The organism is Belliella alkalica (genome assembly GCF_022549785.1).
Lineage (GTDB): Bacteria > Bacteroidota > Bacteroidia > Cytophagales > Cyclobacteriaceae > Belliella > Belliella alkalica.
Genome location: NZ_JAKZGO010000039.1, coordinates 1 through 4,232, shown reverse-complemented (window position 1 = coordinate 4,232; position 4,232 = coordinate 1). Strand labels below are relative to the sequence as shown.

Here is a 4,232-nt window from a genome sequence, read left to right as displayed (position 1 = left end):
CAAGCTACGGTTGCTGAGCCGTTCAATGGCATTGTCACCACAGGTGCTTCGATCGTGTAGGTAAAGGTCCAGATGTACTCTTCTCCGGCACAGTCTGTATAAGTGTAGGTATAAACTTTCGTACCCTCACAGGCAGGGTCATCACTTACACTTGTCAAAGTTGGAACGATGGTTCTGCCACAGTTGTCCGTAACCTCTGGCGCTGTCGGTTCTACCGCATCATCCGCACAGGCTACAGTAGCTGAACCATTGGTTGGCATCGTTACCACAGGTGCTTCGATCGTGTAGGTATATGTCCAGGTGTATGTTTCACCTGCGCAATCCTCATACGTGTAGGTATAAACTTTAGTGCCCTCACAGGCAGGATCTTCACTTACACTCGTCAAGGTTGGAACAATGGTTCTGTCACAGTTGTCCGTAACCTCTGGCGCTGTCGGTTCTACCGCATCATCCACACAGGCTACAGTAGCTGAACCGTTCAATGGCATTGTCACCACAGGTGTCTCTATCGTGTAGGTATATGTCCAGGTATACTCTTCTCCGGCACAGTCTGTATACGTGTAGGTATAAACTTTCGTGCCCTCACAGGCAGGATCTTCACTTACACTTGTCAAAGTTGGTATGATCTCTCTGTCACAGTTGTCAGTAACTGTAGGGGCATTTGGCTCCACCGCATCATCCACACAGGATACGGTTTCTGATCCGTTGGTCGGTATCGTTACCACAGGTGCTTCGATCGTGTAGGTAAAGGTCCAGGTATACTCTTCTCCGGCACAGTCTGTATAAGCGTAGGTATAAACTTTCGTACCCTCACAGGCAGGATCTTCACTTACACTCGTCAAGGTTGGAACGATGGTTCTGCCACAGTTGTCCGTAACCTCTGGCGCTGTCGGTTCTACCGCATCATCCACACAGGCTACGGTAGCTGAGCCATTAGTAGGCATCGTTACCACAGGTGCTTCGATCGTGTAGGTAAAGGTCCAGGTATACTCTTCTCCGGAACAGTCTGTATACGTGTAAGTATAAACTTTCGTACCCTCACAGGCAGGATCTTCACTTACATTTGTCAAGGTTGGAACGATGGTTCTGCCACAGTTGTCTGTAACTGTAGGGGCATTCGGTTCTACCGCATCATCCACACAAGCTAAAGTAGCAGAGCCGTTCAATGGCATTGTCACCACAGGTGCTTCGATCGTGTAGGTAAAGGTCCAGGTGTATGTTTCACCTGCACAATCCTCATATGTGTAGGTATATACTTTCGTACCCTCACAGGCAGGATCTTCACTTACATTTGTCAAGGTTGGAACGATGGTTCTGCCACAGTTGTCCGTAACTGCAGGGGCATTCGACTCCACGGCATCATCCACACAGGCTACGGTTTCTGAGCCGTTGGTTGGGATCGCTACCACAGGTGCTTCGATCGTGTAGGTAAAGGTCCAGGTGTATGTTTCACCTGCGCAATCCTCATACGTGTAAGTATAAACTTTAGTACCCTCACAGGCAGGATCATCACTTATACTTGTCAAGGTTGGAACGATGGTTCTGTCACAGTTGTCTGTAACTGCAAGGGCATTCGGTTCTACCGCATCATCCACACAGGCTACAGTAGCTGAACCGTTCAATGGCATTGTCACCACAGGTGCTTCGATCGTGTAGGTAAAGGTCCAGTCTTGTATATTACCCGCGCAATCCTCATACGTGTAGGTATAAACTTTCGTACCCTCACAGGCAGGATCTTCACTTATACTTGTCAAGGTTGGAACGATGGTTCTGCCACAGTTGTCTGTAACCTCTGGCGCTGTCGGTTCTACCGCATCATCCACACAGGCTACGGTTGCTGAGCCGTTCAATGGCATCGTTACCACAGGTGCTTCAATCGTGTAGGTAAAGGTCCAGGTATACTCTTCTCCGGCACAGTCTGTATAAGTGTAGGTATAAACTTTCGTACCCTCACAGGTAGGGTCATCACTTACATTTGTCAAGGTTGGAACGATGGTTCTGCCACAGTTGTCAGTAACTGTAGGGGCATTCGGTTCTACCGCATCATCCACACAAGCTACAGAAGCAGAGCCGTTCAATGGCATTGTCACCACAGGTGTCTCTATCGTGTAGGTATATGTCCAGGTGTACTCTTCTCCGGCACAGTCTGTATACGTGTAGGTATAAACTTTCGTGCCTTCACAGGCAGGGTCATCACTTACACTTGTCAAAGTTGGAACAATGGTTCTGTCACAGTTGTCCGTAATCTCTGGCGCTGTCTGTTCTACTGCATCATCCACACAGGCTACAGTAGCTGAGCCATTGGTTGGTATCGTTACCACAGGTGCTTCGATCGTGTAGGTATATGTCCAGGTGTACTCTTCTCCGGCACAGTCTGTATAAGTGTAGGTATAAACTTTCGTACCCTCACAGGCAGGATCTTCACTTATACTTGTCAAGGTTGGAACGATGGTTCTGTCACAGTTGTCAGTAATTGCAGGGGCATTCGGCTCCACGGCATCATCCACACAAGCTACAGAAGCAGAGCCGTTCAATGGCATTGTCACCACAGGTGTCTCTATCGTGTAGGTATATGTCCAGGTGTATGTTTCACCTGCGCAATCCTCATACGTGTAGGTATAAACTTTAGTGCCCTCACAGGCAGGATCTTCACTTACGACGGACAATGTTGGTATGATCTCTCTGCCACAGTTGTCAGTAACTGTAGGGGCATTTGGCTCCACTGCATCATCCACACAGGATACGGTTTCTGAGCCGTTGGTCGGTATCGTTACCACAGGTGCTTCGATCGTGTAGGTAAAGGTCCAGATGTACTCTTCTCCGGCACAGTCTGTATAAGTGTAGGTATAAACTTTCGTACCCTCACAGGCAGGATCTTCACTTACGACGGACAATGTTGGTATGATCTCTCTGCCACAGTTGTCCTTAACCTCTGGAGCTGTAGGTTCTACCGCATCGTCCACACAGGCTACAGTTTCTGAGCCATTGGTCGGTATCGTTACCTCCGGTGCTTCGATCGTGTAGGTAAAGGTCCAGGTATACTCTTCTCCGGAACAGTCTGTATACGTGTAGGTATAAACTTTCGTACCCTCACAGGCAGGATCTTCACTTATACTTGTCAAAGTTGGAACGATGGTTCTGCCACAGTTGTCCGTAACCTCTGGCGCTGTCGGTTCTACTGCATCATCCACACAGGCTACGGTAGATGATCCGTTCAACGGCATTGTCACCACAGGTGTCTCTATCGTGTAAGTATATGTCCAGATGTACTCTTCTCCGGCACAGTCTGTATAAGTGTAGGTATAAACTTTCGTACCCTCACAGGCAGGATCTTCACTTATACTTGTCAAGGTTGGAACAATGGTTCTGCCACAGTTGTCCGTAACCTCTGGCGCTGTCGGTTCTACCACATGATCCACACAGGATACGGTTTCTGATCCGTTGGTCGGTATCGTTACCACAGGTGCTTCGATCGTGTAGGTAAAGGTCCAGATGTACTCTTCTCCGGCACAGTCTGTATAAGTGTAGGTATAAACTTTCGTACCCTCACAGGCAGGATCTTCACTTATACTTGTCAAGGTTGGAACAATGGTTCTGCCACAGTTGTCTGTAACTGCAGGGGCATTCGGTTCTACCGCATCATCCACACAAGTTACGGTTTCTGATCCGTTCAACGGCATTGTCACCACAGGTGTCTCTATCGTGTAGGTATATGTCCAGATGTACTCTTCTCCGGCACAGTCTGTATAAGTATAGGTATAAACTTTCGTACCCTCACAGGTAGGGTCATCACTTACACTTGTCAAAGTTGGAACAATGGTTCTGCCACAGTTGTCAGTAACTGCAGGGGTACTCGGCTCCACTGCATCGCCCACACAAGCTACAGTAGCTGAGCCATTGGTTGGTATCGTTACCACAGGTGTCTCTATCGTGTAAGTATATGTCCAGGTATACTCTTCTGCGGCACAGTCTGTATACGTGTARGTATAAACTTTCGTACCCTCACAGGCAGGGTCATCACTTACACTTGTCAAAGTTGGAACAATGGTTCTGCCACAGTTGTCAGTAACTGTAGGGATACTCGGCTCCACTGCATCGCCCACACAAGCTACAGTAGCTGAGCCATTGGTTGGTATCGTTACCACAGGTGTCTCTATCGTGTAGGTATATGTCCAGGTGTATGTTTCTCCTGCGCAATCCTCATACGTGTAAGTATAAACTTTCGTACCCTC

General features: G+C 48.2%; 1 protein-coding gene. It reads right to left on the bottom strand.

The window, feature by feature from the left end:
• Positions 1–4,232 (bottom strand): HYR-like domain-containing protein (locus MM213_RS20400; protein ID WP_241414732.1); only part of this gene is annotated, 4,232 nt, incomplete at both ends.